13 protein-coding genes are annotated in these 17,591 nt (G+C 70.9%); 10 read left to right on the forward strand and 3 right to left on the reverse strand.

Features of this window, described 5'->3' with window-relative positions; all coding sequences use genetic code 11:
- Positions 1–13 precede the first annotated feature (13 nt).
- The 9 genes from HUT06_RS07580 (at position 14) to HUT06_RS07620 (ending at position 9,265) form a co-directional block, all read left to right on the forward strand.
- Complete coding sequence (locus HUT06_RS07580) at positions 14–103, forward strand: potassium-transporting ATPase subunit F (RefSeq protein ID WP_176195057.1); 90 nt, start codon at positions 14–16, stop codon at positions 101–103.
- Entirely contained in the window at positions 104–1,768 is a 1,665-nt protein-coding gene (kdpA, locus tag HUT06_RS07585) for a potassium-transporting ATPase subunit KdpA (RefSeq protein ID WP_176195058.1), read from the forward strand.
- Positions 1,765–3,888: a potassium-transporting ATPase subunit KdpB gene (kdpB, locus tag HUT06_RS07590; protein ID WP_176195059.1), complete on the forward strand. Its 2,124-nt coding sequence runs from the start codon at positions 1,765–1,767 to the stop codon at positions 3,886–3,888. Before kdpA ends, kdpB begins: the two co-directional genes overlap by 4 nt.
- A gap of 1 nt (position 3,889) precedes the next feature.
- On the forward strand, positions 3,890–4,798 hold the full coding sequence (locus HUT06_RS07595) for a potassium-transporting ATPase subunit C (protein ID WP_176195060.1): 909 nt from the start codon (positions 3,890–3,892) through the stop codon (positions 4,796–4,798).
- Positions 4,799–5,132: 334 nt separating this feature from the next.
- Complete coding sequence (locus tag HUT06_RS07600) at positions 5,133–6,974, forward strand: hypothetical protein (RefSeq protein WP_176195061.1); 1,842 nt, start codon at positions 5,133–5,135, stop codon at positions 6,972–6,974.
- Entirely contained in the window at positions 6,961–7,407 is a 447-nt protein-coding gene (locus HUT06_RS07605; protein ID WP_176195062.1) for a hypothetical protein, read from the forward strand. The genes HUT06_RS07600 and HUT06_RS07605 overlap by 14 nt, the downstream gene beginning before the upstream one ends.
- Complete coding sequence (locus tag HUT06_RS07610; RefSeq protein ID WP_176195063.1) at positions 7,407–7,901, forward strand: hypothetical protein; 495 nt, start codon at positions 7,407–7,409, stop codon at positions 7,899–7,901. The genes HUT06_RS07605 and HUT06_RS07610 overlap by 1 nt, the downstream gene beginning before the upstream one ends.
- 291 nt (positions 7,902–8,192) lie before the next feature.
- Positions 8,193–9,074, forward strand: coding sequence for a helix-turn-helix transcriptional regulator (locus tag HUT06_RS07615; protein ID WP_176195064.1), 882 nt, complete (start codon positions 8,193–8,195; stop codon positions 9,072–9,074).
- Entirely contained in the window at positions 9,071–9,265 is a 195-nt protein-coding gene (locus HUT06_RS07620) for a DUF397 domain-containing protein (RefSeq protein WP_176195065.1), read from the forward strand. Before HUT06_RS07615 ends, HUT06_RS07620 begins: the two co-directional genes overlap by 4 nt.
- Positions 9,266–9,340: 75 nt before the next feature.
- On the opposite strand, the gene HUT06_RS07625 is transcribed toward HUT06_RS07620, so the two are convergent.
- Complete coding sequence (locus HUT06_RS07625; RefSeq protein ID WP_176195066.1) at positions 9,341–10,006, reverse strand: response regulator; 666 nt, start codon at positions 10,004–10,006, stop codon at positions 9,341–9,343.
- On the reverse strand, positions 10,003–12,507 hold the full coding sequence (locus tag HUT06_RS07630) for a DUF4118 domain-containing protein (RefSeq protein ID WP_176195067.1): 2,505 nt from the start codon (positions 12,505–12,507) through the stop codon (positions 10,003–10,005). The genes HUT06_RS07625 and HUT06_RS07630 overlap by 4 nt, the downstream gene beginning before the upstream one ends.
- Positions 12,508–12,735: 228 nt before the next feature.
- Here HUT06_RS07630 and pabB point away from each other — a divergent pair, with 228 nt between their 5' ends.
- Entirely contained in the window at positions 12,736–14,814 is a 2,079-nt protein-coding gene (gene pabB, locus HUT06_RS07635) for an aminodeoxychorismate synthase component I (protein WP_176195068.1), read from the forward strand.
- Between the two features lie 93 nt (positions 14,815–14,907).
- On the opposite strand, the gene HUT06_RS07640 is transcribed toward pabB, so the two are convergent.
- A complete protein-coding gene (locus tag HUT06_RS07640; protein WP_176195069.1) occupies positions 14,908–17,586 on the reverse strand; it encodes a cellulose binding domain-containing protein in 2,679 nt (892 codons plus the stop codon).
- Positions 17,587–17,591 lie beyond the last annotated feature (5 nt).

Below are 17,591 nucleotides of genomic sequence, written 5' to 3' on the forward strand. Positions count from 1 at the left end.
GCGTGGAGAAGCTGTGACCGCGGAGAACGCCATCGGGCTCGGGCTCGCGGCGGCACTGATCCTTTTCCTGGTCGCGGCGCTGCTTTTCCCGGAGCGATTCTGAATGGACACGACCCTCGCGGGGATCCTTTTCATCGGGTCCCTGGTCATCGCCCTGGCCGTGGTCTACCGGCCGCTCGGCGACTACATGTACCGCGTTTACAGCCGTCCGGAGCACGGCAGGGCCGAGCGGGCCGCCTACCGGCTCGTGGGCGCCGACCCGGACGCCGAGCAGACCTGGGGCGCCTACGCCCGCAGCGTGCTCGCCTTCTCCGTGGCGGGAATCCTCTTCCTGTACGGGTTGCAGCGTTTGCAGAACCACCTGCTGCTCAGCCTCGGGTTCGGGCCGGTCAAGCCGGACCAGGCGTGGAACACCGCGGTCAGCTTCGTCACCAACACCAACTGGCAGTCGTACTCCGGTGAGGCGACGATGGGCCACCTGGTGCAGATGGCGGGCCTCGCGGTGCAGAACTTCGTGTCCGCCGCCGTCGGGATGTCCGTCGCGGTCGCGCTGATCCGCGGGTTCGCGCGGAAGAAGACCGACCGGCTCGGCAACTTCTGGGTCGACCTGACCCGCACCTGCCTGCGCGTCCTGCTGCCCATCGCCTTCGCCGGCGCGGTGCTCCTGATCGCGGGCGGGCTGGTGCAGAACTTCAGCGGCGGCCACACCGCCGAGACGCTCACCGGGGCGACGCAGCACATCCCGGGCGGACCGGTCGCGAGCCAGGAGGTCATCAAGCTCCTCGGCACCAACGGCGGCGGCTTCTACAACGCCAACTCCGCGCACCCGTTCGAGAACGCGGCGGCCTGGACGAACTGGCTGGAGATCTTCCTCATCCTGCTGATCCCGATCGCGCTCTGCCGGACGTTCGGCCGCCTCGTCGGGCAGAACCGGCAGGGCTACGCGATCCTCGCCGTTATGGGCACGATCGCGCTCATCAGCGTCTCGCTCGTCAACGCGTTCCAACTCGCGCACCACGGCACCGTGCCGACCGCCGCCGGGGCGGCGATGGAAGGCGTGGAGACCCGGTTCGGCGTCGCGAACTCGGCGACGTTCGCCGGCGCGACCACGCTGACCTCGACCGGCGCCGTCGACTCCTTCCACGACTCGTACACGAGCCTCGGCGGCATGATGACGATGCTCAACATGATGCTGGGCGAGGTCGCGCCCGGCGGCGTCGGCTCCGGCCTGTACGGGATGCTGATCCTCGCCGTCATCACCGTGTTCGTCGCCGGGCTCATGGTCGGCCGCACCCCCGAGTACCTCGGCAAGAAGATCGGCCGCCGCGAGATCACCTTCGCCGCGCTGTACTTCCTGACGACGCCCGCCCTCGTCCTGGCCGGGACGGCGGTCGCCATCGCGACCCCGGACGGGCGCGCCGGCATGCTCAACGGCGGCCCGCACGGCTTCAGCGAGGTGCTGTACGCGTTCACGTCGGCGTCCAACAACAACGGGTCCGCGTTCGCCGGGCTGACCGTGAACACCGTCTTCTACGACACCGCCCTCGGCCTGTGCATGGCGTTCGGCCGGTTCCTGCCGATCGTGTTCGTCCTCGCGCTGGCCGGGTCGCTGGCGCGGCAGGGCGCCGTCCCCGCGTCGGCCGGGACGCTGCCGACCCACCGCCCGCAGTTCGTCGGGATGGTCGTCGGCGTCACCGTCGTCCTGGTCGCGCTGACCTTCCTCCCCGCGCTCGCGCTCGGCCCGCTCGCCGAAGGGATCCGCTCATGACGACGCAGACGATCGAACCCGCGCCCCCGCGGCCCGCCGAGCGGAGGCCCCGCGGCCTGCTCGACCCCGCGCAGCTGGCCAGGTCGCTGCCGGACGCGTTCCGCAAGCTCGACCCGCGCACACTGTGGCGCAACCCGGTCATGTTCATCGTCGAGGTGGGCGCGGTGTGGACGACCGTCCTCGCCGTCCTCGACCCGAGCGTGTTCGGCTGGCTGATCGTCGCCTGGCTCTGGCTGACCGTCCTCTTCGCGAACCTGGCGGAGGCGGTGGCGGAGGGCCGCGGCAAGGCCCAGGCCGACTCGCTGCGCAAGGCCAAGACCGACGTCGTCGCGCGCCGCCTCACCGGCACGTCCGAGGAGCATGTCCCGGCGCCCGAACTGCGCCGCGGCGACCGGGTCGTCGTCGAGGCCGGGGAGATCATCCCCGGGGACGGCGACGTCGTCGAGGGCATCGCGAGCGTGGACGAGTCGGCCATCACCGGCGAGTCCGCGCCGGTGATCCGCGAGTCCGGCGGCGACCGCTCCGCGGTGACCGGCGGGACGCGGGTGCTGTCGGACCGGATCGTCGTCGAGATCACCCAGGAGCCCGGCCGGTCGTTCGTGGACCGGATGATCGCCCTGGTGGAGGGCGCGAGCCGGCAGAAGACGCCCAACGAGATCGCGCTCAACATCCTGCTCGCCGCGCTGACCATCGTGTTCCTGCTTGCGGTCGCGACGCTCCAGCCGATGGCGATCTACGCCAAGGACGTCAACCCGGGCGTCCCCGACAGCCCCGCCCTCGGCGGGCACGGCGTGACCGGCATCGTGCTGGTGTCGCTGCTGGTCTGCCTGATCCCGACGACGATCGGGGCGCTGCTGTCGGCGATCGGCATCGCCGGCATGGACCGGCTCGTCCAGCGCAACGTCCTCGCGATGAGCGGCCGCGCGGTCGAGGCCGCCGGTGACGTCGGCACGCTGCTGCTCGACAAGACCGGCACGATCACGCTCGGCAACCGGCAGGCGGCGGCCTTCGTCCCCGTCGCCGGGGTGGCCGAGGACGCGCTGGCCGACGCCGCCCAGCTGTCCAGCCTGGCCGACGAGACGCCCGAGGGACGCTCGGTCGTCGTGTTCGCCAAGGAGCGCTACGGCCTGCGCGAGCGCACGCCCGGCGAACTGACCCACGCCACCTGGGTGCCGTTCAGCGCGCAGACCCGGATGAGCGGCGTCGACCTCGACGGCGTCCCGGAGCGGCACCTGCGCAAGGGCGCAGCCGGAGCCGTGGCCGAGTGGGTCCGCGAGAACGGCGGGACCGTCCCGTCCGACCTGGCCTCGATCGTGGACGGCATCTCCGCGTCCGGCGGCACCCCGCTGGTCGTCGGCGAGGCCGCGGCCGGCGCGGCCCGCGTCCTCGGCGTCGTCCACCTGAAGGACGTCGTGAAGGAGGGCATGCGCGAGCGGTTCGACGAGATGCGCCGGATGGGCATCCGCACCGTGATGATCACCGGCGACAACCCGCTGACCGCCCGGGCCATCGCCGACGAGGCCGGCGTGGACGACTTCCTTGCCGAGGCCCGCCCCGAGGACAAGCTCGCGCTGATCAAGCGGGAGCAGGCCGGCGGCCGGCTCGTCGCGATGACCGGGGACGGCACCAACGACGCGCCCGCCCTCGCGCAGGCCGACGTCGGGGTGGCGATGAACACCGGCACGTCCGCCGCCAAGGAGGCGGGCAACATGGTCGACCTCGACTCCGACCCGACCAAGCTGATCGAGATCGTGGAGATCGGCAAGCAGCTGCTCATCACGCGGGGCGCGCTGACCACGTTCTCGATCGCCAACGACATCGCCAAGTACTTCGCGATCATCCCGGCGCTGTTCGCGGGCCTGTATCCCGGGCTGGACGCGCTGAACATCATGCGGCTGCACAGCCCGGAGTCGGCGATCCTCTCCGCGGTCGTGTTCAACGCACTGATCATCGTCGCGCTGATCCCGCTCGCCCTGCGCGGCGTGTCCTACCGTCCCGGCGGCGCGGCCAGGCTCCTCTCGCGCAACCTGCGCGTCTACGGACTCGGCGGCCTGGTCGCCCCGTTCCTCAGCATCAAGATCATCGACCTGTTCGTCCAGTTCCTTCCGGGGGTGTCGTGACATGCGGTTTCCTGCCTGGTTCCGGGTGCATCTGGCGGCGGTGCGGGCACTGCTCGCGCTGACCGTCCTGCTCGGCGCCGCCTATCCCCTCGCGGTCTACGCGGCCGGACGGCTCCCCGGCCTGAACGACCGCGCCGACGGCTCCCTCGTCTCGGCGGACGGCCGGACGGCCGGCAGCGCGCTGATCGGCCAGTCCTTCACCGGCAAGGACGGCGAGCCGCTGCGGCAGTACTTCCAGAGCCGTCCGTCGGCCGGGGACTACGACCCGACGGCTTCGGGGGCGAGCAACCTAGGCCCGGAGGACGTCGTCGACACCCTGCCCGACCAGGCGCTGGTCGCCGCCGGCAAGGAGGACGAGAACGCCGCCCAGAGCCTCCTCACCCAGGTGTGCGAGCGCAGCAAGGCAGTCGGCGAGTTCAACGGGGTGAGCGGGGCGCGCCCGTTCTGCACGCCCGGCGGCGTCGGCGCGGTACTGGCCGTCTTCGGCCACCGCACTACGGACGGGGCCGTCCCGCACCCGACCCGCGTCGTCAGCGTGAACGAGGAGCAGGGCACGGTGAAGGCGCCTTTCGTCGCGTCCTACAAGGGCGTGCGCGTCGAACTGGCCCGCTTCGGTGAGGACTACGCAAAGGGCCTGATCGTCCCCATCAGGGGCAACGCTCCGGCCGACCCAGCCGTCCCGCCGGACGCCGTCACCGCGAGCGGCAGCGGCCTGGACCCGCACATCTCCCCGGCCTACGCCGACCTCCAACTCAAGCGGGTCGCCGAGGCGCGCGGCATCCCGGCCGCGCAGGTCGAGCGGCTCGTCCAGCAGAACACGAACGGCCGCGCCCTCGGCTTCATGGGCGAACCGACCGTGAACGTGTTGAAGCTCAACCTCGCCCTAGACCACGCGTACCCCGCCCGCTAGGCCTGGCGTCGGCAGCCCATCCCCGGTCCAGAGCCGGGGATGGGCTGTGTCAGGGGTGGGGCGACGCATCACTTGATTGCCGCCCGTCAGACTCAACACCCCTCCCAGAACACGCACCCCTCGGGGACGAATCGCGGGTCCCGCCTCATGTACGGAAAGCCGAACGCAGGCACGACACCAGCACGTCCGATTTCCGTACGTGCAAAGTCCGCACGCGCACGGTTACATAGGGTCCGGTTGCGCCCAGGACGTCGGCCCCGCGCGTCACGGGACATGACCCGCGAGCCGTCGCCACGGACCGGTTCGCGCCCCCTCGTGGAAAGGGCCTGCCAGCGTGGGCGTGGAGGACACCGGCGGGACCGGCACCCGCACCGAGACCACGGACAGGCCGACGTCCGGGGACCGCCCTTACACTCCACCGCCCGACAACCCCGGATCACCCGGCCAGCAGTCCCGTCTGGAAAGCCGCGCCCGCACGCGCCAAGACCAAGAGCAGAACAAGGCCCAGGACACCGGCGCCGCCCAAACCACGGACACTAAGGCCGGCGGCGGAACCGAGAGCACGGGATCCCAAGGCAGACCAGAGACCGGCCAGAGCAGCCCACCCACCGAGCAACCGCGCGCACGCGACACCGGCGGCGCCCAGGCCGGCGGATCAACTCCCGGTAGCCGCGAGCGTGCCCAGCCCCCGGTCACCGAACGGGAGACCGACGCCCGCACCGAGCCCGCCGACAAGCCCGCGCCACCCGCACAGCAGTACACCCTGCCGGCCGACAATCCCGGTTCGCCCGGCCAGATGTCCCGCCTGGAAAGCCGTGCCCGCACCCGCCAAGACCAGCAACAGAACAAGCCCCAAGACACACAGGCCGCGAGCCCCGCGCCCGAGCCCTCCGGGGAGCAGACCGGCAACCGCACGCCCGAGACCCCACGTCCGCAAGACCAGGAACAGCAGCCGCTCCCACGGCAGGGCGCCGCCCCACCCGCCGACAGCCGAACACCGCAGGGCACCGACGGCACCGGCGAGCAGGACAACGGTCCCCAAGAGGCCGAGACGGACACCGCACCCGGCACCACAGAACCTAGGCAACGCGATGCCGTCCCGACGGAAGCCCCCGAACCGACACCGTCACCGGCGGACGAGGACACCGATGACGGCCCAGCAGCTCCACCCGAAGCAGCGGAGGCAGGCAGCGAGCAGCCTGTCCCTCGACAGCACGACGGTTCCGTCGCCGAACGGCCCACCGGCCAAGGCCAAGACTCGGAACGCCCGCTTCCCGCCGAAGAGCAGGCGGAGGCCGGGCAGGATGGGGCGCGGCCCGGCATGGAGGCCGGTCAGTCCACCGAAACCGGCGGCGAGTCCCCAGCCGACCGTCGCCAAGAGCAGCCCGCCGAGCAAGGCACCGAGCCCCAAGAGCCTTCCGGTGACCGCGAGGCCCCGAATGGCGAAACAGGCGGCCGGCAGACCACCGACAACCCGCCCTCCCCGTCCGGCGAGACCGCCGAGAATCACGGGCCGCAAGAATCTCAGGCCGAAGACGACGGCGACCGTGGTAAGAAAGCCGAAGACGACGGCGCCGAGCAGAACCCGAACGAGACCAATGAGGACAACCCGGAGGCTGGCCCCAATCCGATTCTTTCCGACGTGTACACCGACAGCAGCGGCCAAGTACACGTCGAGCCCCGATACGGACGAGAACAAACCAGCCAACCCGGCACCGAACTGGCACGAAACGAACCCGAGACAACAGAACCAGCAGAACTCCCGACCCGCGAAGACCTCGACCCCGCAGGAGCCCAAGGCGGCGAAGCCGGACGCGGCGAACTCCGCGACCCCGACGACGACCCCGCTTCCCGTGATTACCGGGAGAGTGATCCCGATAATCCATCCCGCGGCCGCGAAAGCCTCCGCCGGTTCCTCAATAACGCAGATAACGCCAAGGATGCGACAAGCACATACTCCGAAACAGCTCAGAAGAACCTGGAGCGCGTGCAACCAACGGGTCAGCTAAGCGGTGCACGTCCCGACAGTGATCGGATGAGTCCGTCCGACCAGAGTGCGAAGACGGGCGATGCGGTGGTCGGCGCTGTCGGTGCGGCAATCGTCGTCACCGAGGTCGTCCGCTCCATCGTCAATCTTGCCCGACGAGCAAGAAGGAGAGAACGTGCCGATAACTGATGAGCAAGTAGCGGTGCTTCGCGCCCAACTGGCGGGAAACCGCGAGGAGCACCTTAGATTGATGGAGCGGCTCGATTCCAATGAAGCCAACGTGTACTACACGGCATTGGTCGCCGCCGCTTTCATCGAGGCGGCGGAGCGGCGCTTCGTCAAAGATGGCAAAGTCGCCGACGATTCCGAGGTGATTGACTTCGTTGCCCAGGTGCGCGAAACGGACGACGAATCCTCTAGGCTGATCAAGCCGCAGATCGCGGAGAGCATGATACTCGACTTGCTCGGTAAAGGTGCCATGGTCGACGCCGATCCAGACACGAGGTTCGGCCATCAGACCGTCCTTCTCGCAGCTTTGGTAGGTGAGGAGCGGTTCACCTCGACCGAACTTGACGCATTCTTGAACCATGCTCGATCGCTCGCGGACGAGCTGCTCGGGTAATGGATTACTCGGCCGTTCAGATTCGCGAGGAGAACATCCTGGCGTTGCGGTCCTTTCTGCTGGAAGGGCCGGAGGCGTGGGTGCCCCTGGAAGAGAAGATCCGGGTGGACGACGAGACGGCGGCCGGGTACATGTCGCTGCTCTACGGGGCGTTCTGTGTGGCGGTGCGGCGGAGGTTCTCGCCGACGTACACGGTGGGCGAGATCGTCAGGCTCGTGGCGGACGTGCGGATCAGGGCCGAAGAGGAAGCGGGGCTGATCAACGCACTCGTGGCCGAGGACATGATCCGCCGTGTCGTCGGTGCGCCGCCGCTCGAAGACAGCGGGCCGGATGAAGTGCGGGCCGTCCTGTACGCCGAGGTCTTCGTCCTGCTGTACCTCGTCGGTGAGGCAGGCTTCGATCGGGTGGGGCTGGAGCAGTTCATCGATGAGGCGACGGCCTACACCAGGCAGTGGCTCGCGGCACGTCAGAACGAGCCGGCCGAGCAGCGTTAAGCGCCGCTGGACGAGGAAGCTCGAGATTGGGGCCTCGGCCGGGCCGTGCGTTCGCATGTCCGATACATCGAGGCATGAGGGCTTTGTGAATTGGGTTTTCCGGGGCAAATCGGATGCGTGAATGTTGCACGTGCGGAAATCGTGCGTGCTGATAGCGGCGACCGCGCTCGTTTTCGACGTGCGGAACAGGTCTTTGTCTGTGGGTGACCGTACGATTACTCGGCACTGATCGTCCGTGCCGAATCGGTGATCGGCACGGATCGTGTCCGACGCGATTTCGGGAGGACGGCCATGCCGAGCCCCTACGTCCGCCGCCGTCAACTGGCGGACGAGATCCGCAAACTACGCGAGAGCCGTGGCCTCACCGCCGATGGTCTCGCCGGCCTCATGTTCTACAACCGCGCGAAGATCTCCCGGCTGGAGAACGCCCAGCGGCGGCCGGACCTGACAGAGATCATGGACATCCTCGACGCCCTTGGGATCACCGGGAGCCAGTACGACCGAATCTGCCGGCTCGCCCGCGAGGCCGCGCAGAAGGGCTGGTGGGACCGCTACGGCGCGACGATGGGCCCTCGCCAAAAGATCGCGGCGGACCTGGAGTACAACGCCGCCACCGTCCGCACCTACGACCAGACGGCCATGCCAGGTGCTCTGCAGTGCCGTCCGTTCATCGATGCCCTCGTCAACCTCGACGAGAGTCAGGAGACGCTCGACTACGAACCAGGCCGGATGACCGAAGCGCGTGAACAGCGCCAGCATGAGTTACTCAGGGCGGGCGGACCCAGCTACGAGACCATCCTGGACGAGTCGGTGATTCGCCGGCTGGCGGTACCAGCCGAGGTGATGGCCGCTCAGCTCCGGCACATGGTCCAAACGGTCTCGGAGGCAGAACGGATCACGGTTCGCGTGCTAATGCACGACGCCCGCATCCCTGGCGGCTTCCTCCCCAAGTCGTCGTTCTACCTCTACACGTTCGCCGAACCGGGCGACCAGCCCATCGCGATCGTAGATACCGTCACCACTGACCTCGTCCTTACGCGGCACGGAGAGGTGGCGCGGTACACCGGAATTTATGACCGCCTCCGGAGGGCCGCCCTGTCCACCCGGGACAGCATCGACTTCCTCGCGGGGGTGGCCAACCGGCTCACCGACCAGACAGGATCAGGAACATGAGCAAGCAGTTCCACGACTGGCGTAAGTCGCGCTACAGCGAACCCAACGGCCACTGCGTCGAAGTGGGCCGGGCGTTCGATGGGAGCGTTGGCGTCCGTGACACCAAGCTTCACGGCAACGGACCGACCTTGGAGCTCACCAGGGAGGAATGGCGGGTTCTTCTTCACCGGCTCCGCACACAAGGTCACTGACCCGACTTCGGCGGCGACCTGAGGTCTGCGGCGCTCCTGGTGCTGGAGGTCGCGGGGCCGACGGCGGCCTGCGTGTTAGGGCTGGTAGCGGTAGCCCATTCCTGGTTCTGTCAGGAGGTGGCGGGGGTGGGCCGGGTCGGTTTCCAGTTTGCGGCGTAGTTGGGCCATGTACTGGCGTAGGTAGTGCGTCTCGCTCTTGTAGGTCGGGCCCCAGACTGTGGTGAGGAGTTGTTGCTGGGCGACGAGCTTGCCCGGGTTGCGGAGCAGGACGTCCAGCAGCCGCCATTCGGTGGGCGTCAGGTGCACGCCGTTCGACACCGTCTTCGCGGCCAGGTCGATCGTGTGCTCGCCGACCTGGACCTCGGCGACCGCCTCCGCGGACGGGATCCGGCGGGACACGGCGCGGATCCGGGCCACCAGTTCTTCGATGTCGAACGGCTTGGTGACGTAGTCGTCGGCGCCGGCCTCCAGTGCCTCGACCTTGTCGCGGCTGCCCGCCCGGCCCGACAGGACGATGATCGGGACCTCGGTCCAGCCGCGCAGCCCGTGGATCACCTCGATGCCCTCCAGGTCGGGCAGCCCCAGGTCGAGGACGACCAGGTCGGGATGCCAGGAGCCGGCGCGGCGCAGCGCGGTGGTGCCGTCGGCGGCGACGTCCACCTCGTAGTCGCGGGCGCGCAGGTTGATCCGCAGCGCCCGCAGGAGCTGGGGTTCGTCGTCGACGACGAGCACGCGCGTCATGCGGTCTCCTTCTGGTGCGCGGGCAGCGACACGATCATCGTGAGGCCGCCGCCCGGGGTGTCCTCGGGGATCAGTTCGCCGCCCATCGCCTCGGTGAGCCCGCGCGCCAGCGCGAGCCCGAGCCCCACGCCGGTGTGGTTGTCGCGGTCGCCGAGCCGCTGGAACGGCAGGAACGCCCGCTCCCGTTCGCCCTCTGGAATGCCGGGGCCGCGGTCGGCGATGCGCAGTTCGACGCGGTCCAGGATGGCGCCGGCGGTGATGAGGACGGGCGCGCCGGGCGGGCTGTGCCGCAGCGCGTTGGCGATGAGGTTGACGAGTACGCGTTCGAGCAGCGCCGGGTCGGCCGACACCTCGGGGAGGTCGGGGGCGAGCGTGACCGTGACGTCGCCGCCGCCGAGGTCGTCGAGGGCGCGCGGCACGATCTCGTCCAGGGCCAGGGGGCGGGCGGCGATGCCGAGCACGCCTGCTTGGAGGCGGCTCATGTCGAGCAGGTTCGCGACGAGCCGGTCCAGCCGCTCCAGGGAGAGCTGGGCGGTGTCGAGGAGTTCGGCGCGTTCCTCCTGCGTCCAGGCGATCGAGGTGGTGCTGAGGCTGTCGACCGCGGCCTTCGCCGAGGCCAGGGGGGTGCGCAGGTCGTGGCTGACGGCGTTGAGCAGCGCGGTCCGCATCTTGTCGGCGGCCTCCAGCGGGCGGGCCTTCTCCGCCTCGGCCCGCAGCCGCTGCTGCCGCAGCGCCCCCGCCGCCTGCACCGCGAACGCCTCCAGGACGCGGCGGTCCCCGGCGGGCATCGGACGGCCCCGGATCGCGAGGGTCAGATCGTTCCCCACCGGGATCTCGGCGTCGCCGTCGCCCGGCGTCCCGCAGGGGCGGCCCCCGACGGTCGCGACGATCCGCCAGCCCTCGTCCCCGGACGGGCGCTCCAGCAGTGTGACCGAGGTCAGGCCGAACGTCTCGCGGAGGCGGCCGAGGACCGCGTCCAGGGCGTGTTCGCCGCGCAGGACGTCCCCCGCCAGCGTCGACAGGACCTCCGCCTCCGCGCCCAGCCGCGCGGCCTCCCGGGAGCGCCGCGCGGCGCGGTCCACGACGACGCTCACCCCGACCCCGACCAGCACGAACACCGCCAGCGCCAGCAGGTTCTCCTCCGCGGCGACGGTGAAGCGGTGGATGGGCGGGGTGAAGTACCAGTTGAGCAGCAGGAACCCGGCGACGGCCGTGAACAGCGCCGCCCGCATCCCGCCGACCAGCGCGATCGCGACCACCGCCGCCAGGAAGAACAGGATGTCGGACGGCAGCGAGATCGCCGGGCGGGCCGCCAGCAGCCCGAACGTCAGCAGCGGCAGCCCGGCGAGGGCCAGCAGGAACCCGCCGAGGCGGCGGCTGAGAGGCAGTCCCTCCGCGCGGCCCCGGCGGGCGACGCCGCGCCGCGCCTGGTCGTGCGTGACCATGTGCACGTCGATCGAGCCGGACCGGGCCGTCGTCGTCACCCCGACCCCCGGCCGCAGCAGCTGCGCGAACCGCCCGCGCCGCGACACGCCCAGGACCAGCTGCGTCGCGTTCGCGCCGCGCGCGAAGTCCAGCAGCGCGCCCGGCACGTCGTCGCCCACCACCTGGTGGTAGGTGCCGCCGAGCCCCTCCACGGCCTGCCGCTGGCGCGCCAGGTCGCCAGGCCGCGCACCGGCGAGGCCGTCGCCGCGCGCGACGTGCACGGCGAGCAGGTCCGCGCCCTTGGACCGGGCGGCGATGCGGGTGGCGCGGCGCAGCAGCGCGTCGCCCTCCGGGCCGCCGGTCAGCGCGACCACGATCCGCTCGCGCGCCTCCCACGTCCCGCCGATGCCGTGGTCGGCGCGGTACCGGTCGAGCTGGTCGTCCACCTTGCCGGCCAGCCACAGCAGCGCCAGTTCCCGCAGCGCCGTCAGGTTGCCGACCCGGAAGTAGTTCGAGAGGGCCGCGTCCACCTTCTCCGGCCGGTACACGTTGCCGTGCGCCATCCGCCGCCGCAGCGCCTCCGGCGCCATGTCGACCAGCTCCACCTGGTCGGCGCGGCGGACCACCTCGTCCGGGACGGTCTCCCGCTGCACCACCCCGGTGATCTGCTCGACGACGTCGTTGACCGACTCCAGATGCTGGATGTTCACGGTGGAGATGACGTCGATCCCCGCGTCCCTGATCTGCTCGACGTCCTCCCAGCGCTTGGCGTGCCCGGCGCCGGGCGGGTTCGTGTGCGCCAGCTCGTCGACCAGCACGACCGCCGGTGCGCGTTCGATCACCGCGGCGGCGTCCAGCTCGGCGAACGCGGCACCCCGGTAGATCACCGTCCGGCGCGGGACGATCTCCAGGCCGTCCAGCAGCGCCTCGGTGCGCGGACGGTCGTGCGTCTCGACGTAGCCGACGACCACGTCGGTGCCGCGGTCGAGGCGCCGCCGCGCCTCCGCCAGCATCGCGTACGTCTTCCCCACGCCGGGGGCGGCCCCCAGGTAGACGCGGAGCTGCCCCCTGGCCATGCCCCTATCCTTCCAGGTCGAAGACCACCCACCCTTGGTGGCGTCACGTGGAAGGAAACGCCGGGCTTCTCCAGATCCGTCCCTTCTTGACGCGATCCATACGCGGATGCGGCCATCCTTCACGCGTTCCGTACGCGCGGCCTCGGGCGGGGACGTCCGGGGCGCGTCGAGTACCGTTTTCGGCGTAACCGGGTCAGGCCGGACATCAATGCGGAGGCGGCGCGGTCGGTGCGGACCCTGATCATCGACAACTACGACTCGTTCACCGGCAACCTCGTCCAGTACGTGGCCGAGGCGGGGGCCGAGCCCGTCGTGCTGCGCAACGACGAGGCGGCCTGGCGCGCGGACCTGCTCGACCCGTTCGACACCGTGGTCATCTCGCCCGGCCCCGGCTCGCCGGACCGGCCGGGCGACTTCGGGATCTGCGCGGACGTGATCGAGCACGCCCGGATCCCGCTCCTCGGCGTCTGCCTCGGGCACCAGGGGATCTGCCACCACTTCGGCGGGCGCGTCCGGCCCGCCCCGGAGGTCCGGCACGGGCTGACCTCGCCGGTCGAGCACACCGGCGACGCCCTGTTCCGGGGCGTGCCGTCGCCCTTCACGGCGGTGCGGTACCACTCGCTGGTCGCGGACGACCTGCCGCCCGTGCTGGAGCCGATCGCCTGGACGTCCGACGGGGTCCTGATGGCCGTGCGGCACACCCGGCGGCCGATCTGGGGCGTCCAGTTCCACCCGGAATCGGTGTGCACGGAGCATGGGCGGCGCATCATCGCGAACTTCCTGGCGCAAGCGGGGAGGGTCGGTGTGAAGCCCGTGCGGGGCCGGGCCGCTGCCGTGGAGGCGCCGCCCGCGCCCTTCCGGGTCATCGCGCGGCGGCTGGGCACTCCGGCGGTGGCCGAGGACGTGTTCGGCGCGCTGTTCGCCTCGTCCGACCGGGCGTTCTGGCTGGACAGCAGCCGCACCGGCGAGCACGGCGGACGGTTCTCGTTCATGGGCGACGCCTCCGGCCCGCTGGCCCGGTTCGCCGCGTTCGACGTGGAGACCGGAGACCTCACGGTCGAGTCGGCGGGCGGGCGGGAACGGGTCCAGCGAGCGTCCTTCTTCGACTGGCTCGACGCCGACCTGCGCGCCCACGCGGCCGACGTCCCGGACCTGCCGTTCGGGTTCGCGCTCGGCTGGGTGGGCTACCTCGGCTACGAGCTCAAGGCCGAGACCGGCGGCGCGCGGGCGCACCGCTCGCCGCACCCCGACGCCGCCATGGTCTTCGCCGACCGGGCCGTGGCGTTCGACCACGCGGAGGGCGCCGTCCACCTGCTGGCGCTCTGCCCGGCCGGAGATGAGCGCGAGGCGCGGGCCTGGCTGGACGCCATGGAGCCCCGCCTGGCGGCCCTCGCCCCGCCGGAGGAGCCGGGCCCGGTCGCGGCGCCGTCCGCGATCGTGCTGCGGCACGACCGCCCGCGCTACCTCGGCAAGATCGCGGAATGCCGGCGGGAGATCATCGCCGGGGAGACCTACGAGGTCTGCCTGACCAACATGCTCACCGCCGCCGTCCGCGCGGACCCGTGGGACCTCTACCGCCGCCTCCGGCGCAGCGATCCCGTGCCGTTCGGCGCGCTGCTGCGGTTCGGCGACCTGGCGGTGCTCAGCGCCTCGCCCGAACGCTTCCTGCGCGTCTCGGCGGACGGCGCGGCCGAGTCCAAGCCGATCAAGGGCACCCGGCCGCGCTCGCCCGACCCGGCCGAGGACCGGCGGCTGCGCGCCGAGCTCGCGGCGAGCGCGAAGGACCGCGCGGAGAACCTGATGATCGTCGATCTCGTCCGGCACGACCTCGGGGGAGTCGCCGAGACCGGGTCGGTCACCGCCGACCCGGTGTTCGCCGTGGAGAGCTACACGACCGTCCACCAGCTGGTCAGCACCGTCCGGGCCCGGCTGCGCCCGGACGTGTCGGCGGTGCGGTGCGTGCGGGCGGCGTTCCCCGGCGGCTCGATGACGGGCGCGCCGAAGATCCGCACCATGCGGATCATCGACCGGCTGGAGGAGGGGCCGCGCGGCGTGTACTCCGGCGCGCTCGGCTACTTCTCGCTGTCGGGGGCGGCCGACTTCAGCATCGTGATCCGCACCGCCGTCGCCACGCCGGGACGCGTCGAGTTCGGCATCGGCGGCGCCGTCACCGCGCTGTCGGACCCGGCCGACGAGTTCGCCGAGACGGCGGTCAAGGCCGCGCCGCTGCTGCGCCTGCTCGGCGTCCCGTTCCCCGGGCTGCCCGCCGCCCCGGCCGCCGAGGCGGCCCTCGTGGGCGAAGGCTGAGAGGCCATCGGCGGCGCTGCGGCCGACCGCGTCCGCTGTAGGCCCGGGTGGGGGCGGGACGGGAGCGCGTCTGGCCGTCCCGCCCCCCGTATGTCACTCGCCGCTGCAGGCGGGAGTGACGGACTCGGGCGAACCGGTGCCGATGAACCCGAACGTCGTACCGGCCCCGGGCGCGAGCGAGCCGTTCCAGGACTCGTTCGCCGCTGTGACCGACGCACCTGCCTGCGTCACCTTGGCGCCCCAGAACTGGGACACCGACTGGCCGCCGCCGAACGTCCAGGACACCTTCCACGCCTTGGTCGCGGCCGTTCCGGTGTTCTTGACGGTGACCTCGCCTTGGAAGCCGCCTCCCCACGAGCTGGTCGTCTTGTAGGTGGCCGTGCAGCCGCTGCCGGACGGCGGGTCCGTGGTGGGCGGGTCGGTGGTCGGCGGGTCGCTGGTCACCGGCGGGCTCGACGGCGTGGTGTCGGACGTGTCGCCGTAGATGATGCCGCGCCCGTTCGTGCCCAGGTACACGCGGCCGTAGACGCGCGGGTCACCGGTGAGGGCCTCGCCCGCGTTGCCGTACTGGTGCTGGTCGTCGTTGATGCGCGTCCAGGTGCCGCCCGCGTCGTTCGACCGGAACAGGCCCGTGACGCCGTTGACCGTCCCGACCAGATAAAGCGCGGCGTAGTCCGCGCCTGGGGCGGCCTTGCCGAACCCGACGTTCACGGCCTTGGAGATGCTTCCGGCCTTGGTGAAGCTCGCACCGGAGTCGGTCGAGTGGAACAGCCCGGTGTCGCCGGCGAGCCAGATGTCGCCCTCCTTGCCTGGCAGCGCCTTGAAGTGGACGCCGCTGGACGGCAGCCCAGAGGCGGCCGTCACCGCGAACGACTGACCGCCGTTCGTGCTGACGTAGAACCGTCCTCCGGAGAACGCGTAGAACTTGCTCGCGTTCACCCGATCGGACTCGACGATCGCGTTGGCCGGGACGCCGGACGACGCGCTCCAGGAGGTGCCGAACCCGACCGAGTACACGACCTGCTGCCCGGCGTCGCCCGGCGCCCACACGAACCGGCCGCCGTCGGCCGCCGCCGCGACCGTGCCGCCGCTGTTGACGCCGCCCGGCTCGGTGCCCTGGAACCAGTCGGCCCCGCCGTCGGTCGAGAACGCGACATGGCTGTCACCGGGGCGGTCGGAGTCGGTGAAGTTCCCCGCCCGCACCATGACGCTCGGGTTGCCCTCGGCGTAGTCGAGGCTGGTCGTGCTGGTGAAGACGGGCTGGGTGAACATCGACGACGGCACCGCGCCCAGATCGGTGTGCCGGAACCCGCCGATGTCGCCGAGCCCGCTGACCAGCGGCGCGCCCGACGGCGGGCTGACCAGGTCGAGGACGGCGGTCTCCTCCAGCCCCTTCACCATCGGCTTGATCGTGATCTTGCCGCCGGCGTCCCACCGAGTGAGGTTCCCGGTGCCGTAGATCGTGGCGCCCGTCCCGTACATCAGGCGGTCGGAGTCGAACGGGTCGATCTCCACCGACTCGTTCATCCAGCCGAGCTTCGGGGTGACCTCGGGCGGCGCCGGGTTCGTCCCGAACGTCAGCCAGGGCACCGAGGAGACGTCCTGGGTGTAGCGGAAGTTGCGGTTCGGGTAGCTCGTCCAGTCCCAGATGCGCGTCCAGGTCGCGCCGCCGTCGGTGCTCCGCCACATGATCATGTCGGGCCACCAGGACACCTGCGTGGCCACCATCAGCGTCCCCGGGTGCTGCCGGTCGACGGTGAGGCCGCTGTAGCCGAAATAGTCGTCGGAACTGCTGGACGGCACAGGGCTGATCTGCGTCCACGCGCCCGACTGCGTGTCGAACTTCCACACATCGCCCTTCGCGCCGCTGTAAGGACCGGCCGTGTCGCTTGTGGCGATGTAAAGCACGTGATTGGACGCGTCCAGGACGCCCTTGTGCGCGATGTATCCGGTGGGCTGGCCCGGTAGGCGCTCCCATGTCGCGCCCGCGTCCGTACTTCGGTAGACGGTGTTCTCCTTGTCGGCGACGCCCGCGTAAATCGTCCTGGTGGGAGTGCCGGACGTTCCCGTGCTCTCGTCGAACGTCACCCAGACGACGCCGGGCCGGTGACTGCCGTAACCGGTCGTGTCGCTCGGATCGTCGGAATAGTCGCCGGGATTGGTGAAGCCGTTCACCTTCGCCCAGGTCGCACCCCTGTCGGTGCTGCGCCAGAGACCGTGGCCTTCCGGCGTTCCCAGATAAAGCACCCGGTTGTCATTGGGGTCGACGGCGAGCCGTTCGCCCATGCCCCGCCCCGGCATGTTGCCGCCCAGTTTGAACGGCAGTTCCGCGACGTCCCACGTCCGGCCCCGGTCGGCCGAGCGGAGCACGGCGCCGTTGTTGGGATCCCAGTCGTTGGTGTACATCCCGACCGCCGCGTACACGCGGTCGGCGTCCACGGGGTCGGCGGCAAGGCTGATCACGCCGTTGTAGCCCCACTCGTCCCAGCCGGCCCAGTCGAGCAGCGGGATCCACCGCCCGTTCGCCTGGTCCCACCGGTAGGCGCCGCCGATGTCGGTGCGGGCGTAGACGAGGTTCTTCTCCTTGCGGCTGAAGACGATGCCGGGCACGAACCCGCCGCCGTCGATCCGCACGTTCCGCCAGGTGTAGGTCTCGGCCGCCGCGGCGGGGCGGGGAGCGACGGCCGCGATCACCGAGACCAGGGCGGCGACCAGCGCGAGCGCGGCCGACGCCGCCGCGGCGGCGGCAGTTGACGATCTTCGTGCGGGCATGGCGC

This window comes from Actinomadura sp. NAK00032, from assembly GCF_013364275.1.
GTDB lineage: Bacteria > Actinomycetota > Actinomycetes > Streptosporangiales > Streptosporangiaceae > Spirillospora.